Source organism: Komagataeibacter kakiaceti JCM 25156 (genome assembly GCF_000613305.1).
In genome coordinates, this window is the sequence record NZ_BAIO01000413.1 from 1 (window position 1) to 2,134 (window position 2,134).

1 protein-coding gene and 2 pseudogenes are annotated in these 2,134 nt (G+C 66.7%); 1 reads left to right on the plus strand and 2 read right to left on the minus strand.

All coding sequences use genetic code 11. The features are described 5' to 3' along the window. Both pyrB and gltX read right to left on the minus strand, forming a co-directional pair. A pseudogene (gene pyrB, locus JCM25156_RS14555) lies at positions 1-418 on the minus strand (aspartate carbamoyltransferase catalytic subunit); the annotation flags it as partial. Continuing rightward, positions 411-1,813 (minus strand): annotated as a pseudogene (gene gltX / locus JCM25156_RS24820) (glutamate--tRNA ligase). The pseudogenes pyrB and gltX, both read right to left, overlap by 8 nt. Before the next feature lie 119 nt (positions 1,814-1,932). Between gltX and JCM25156_RS30025 the strand changes: the two are divergent. Beyond that, on the plus strand, positions 1,933-2,134 hold a 202-nt coding region (locus tag JCM25156_RS30025; protein WP_025813645.1), incomplete at its 3' end, for a hypothetical protein.

Genomic DNA, 2,134 nt, shown 5'->3' on the forward strand with positions numbered 1-2,134 from the left:
TGACCACGCTGGCCTGCACCTTCTGCGCCAGCAGCGCGGGCGCGCCGGACTGCGCGTGGCGCACCACCAGCAGGTCGGTATGCATGGCGTTCAGGGTCGCCGCCGTATCAAGCAGCGTCTCCCCCTTGTTGACCGAGGAACTGGCCACGGTCATGTTCACCACATCCGCCCCCAGCCGCTTGCCCGCCAGCTCGAAGGAGGTGCGGGTGCGCGTGCTGTCCTCGAAAAACAGGTTGATGAGCGTGCGGCCACGCAGCAGGTCGCGCGGCGTTTTGCGCGAGCGGTTGAGCAGGGTGTAGTTTTCCGCAAGGTCCAGAATGGGCGTGATGCGGCTGGGATGCATGCCCTGCACCCCCAGCAGGTGCCGCGCCGGTCGGTTCAGGAACATGTTGCCACCATGGCCGCTGCGCTCACTCATGGGCGGCGACCGCGTTGATGCGCGCCAGTACCTCGTCCCGGCCAAGAGCGGCCAGCGTATCGTCAATGCCGGGGGACATGGTGCTGCCGGTCACGGCGGCGCGTAGTGGCTGCGCGACCTTGCCCAGCTTCATGTCATGCGTCTCGGCGAACTGGCGCAGCGCCGCGTCGATCCCGCCCTGCGTGAAGGGTTCGACCGCCTTCAGCGTCTCGGCCAGACGGCCCAGCATCACGCGGTTTTCCGGGGTAAGCTGTTTTTCGGCTCTGGCGTCGAAGGGCAGCGGGACCGCGCGGCCGAGGAAGGCGGCGTTATCGGCCAGTTCCACCAGCGTCTTGGCGCGTTCCTTCAGCCCGGCATGAGCGTGAGGACACGGCTGCGGGTCAGATCGCCCGTATCCACGCCGTCCCTGTCCGCCAGCCGTTCCATCACGTCACGGGTCAGGCGCGCGTCATCGGCCTGCCGCATCCAGACGCCGTTGATGTGCAGCAGCTTGGCGTAGTCCATGCGTGAGGGCGAGCGGCCCACGCCATCGAGGTCGAACAGCCTGATCTGCTCGTCACGCGACAGGATCTCGGCATCGCCATGGCCCCAGCCCAGGCGGAGCAGGTAGTTGTTCAGGGCTTCGCAGGTAGCCCATTTCCCGGAACTCGACGACGGACTGCGCCCCGTGCCGCTTGGACAGCTTGGCCCCGTCCGGCCCGTGGATCAGCGGCAGATGGGCGAAATGCGGCAGCTCCCACCCCATGGCGCGGTAGATCATGGCCTGGCGGAAGGTGTTGGTCAGGTGGTCATCGCCCCGGATGACGTGGGTGATGTCCATGTCATGGTCATCCACCACCACGGCGAGCTGATAGACCGGCGTGCCGTCCGCGCGCAGGATGATCATGTCATCCAGTTCCGCGTTGGCCACGCGCACGTCGCCCTGCACCAGATCGTGAATGACGGTCTCCCCCTCACGCGGGGCCTTGATGCGGATGGTGTAGGGGGTGTTGGCGGGCGCTTCGGACGGGTCACGGTCACGCCACATGCCGTTGTAGCGCGGGGGACGGCCCTCGGCCATCGCGGTCTCGCGCATTTCCTTCAGCTCTTCCGCCGTGCAGTAGCAGCGATAGGCCAGCCCGCGCTCCAGCAGGGCGTGCGCCACCTCGGTATGGCGGGCCTGCCGGGTGGACTGGAAGACCGGCTTCTCATCGGCTTCGATTCCCATCCAGCCAGGCCGTCGAACAGCACGTCCACCGCTTTCTGCGTTGAACGTTCGCGGTCGGTATCCTCGATCCGGAGCAGGAACTGCCCGCCGTGGTGGCGGGCATAGAGAAAATTGAAAAGGGCGGCACGGGCGTTGCCGATATGCAGCAGGCCGGTGGGGCTGGGAGCAAAACGCGTACGGACAGTCATGAGCCGGCTCCTTAGCATGTTTTCGGCCTGCTGACAGGGGCTTCTCTGGCGTGCGCGCCCGCATGGCCGGTAAGGTGTGCATTCCGGTCACGCATGGATATGGCGGGGCGGGCATGTGAATGACGGGGGTTCTTCTGCCGCGCCAGCATATTGCAGGGTTCTGGACACATACCGGGGCGGGGTTGCGGCGCATGCGTGTCGCGGCGGCCATGTGGCTGTGGGGGCAGCATGATGTCCCTGTGCTCTGGCTGCCCGTGCTGCTGGCGGGGGGAATCGCGCTGTATTTCGCCCTGGCCGTGGGAGCCGGGGGGCACATGGGCG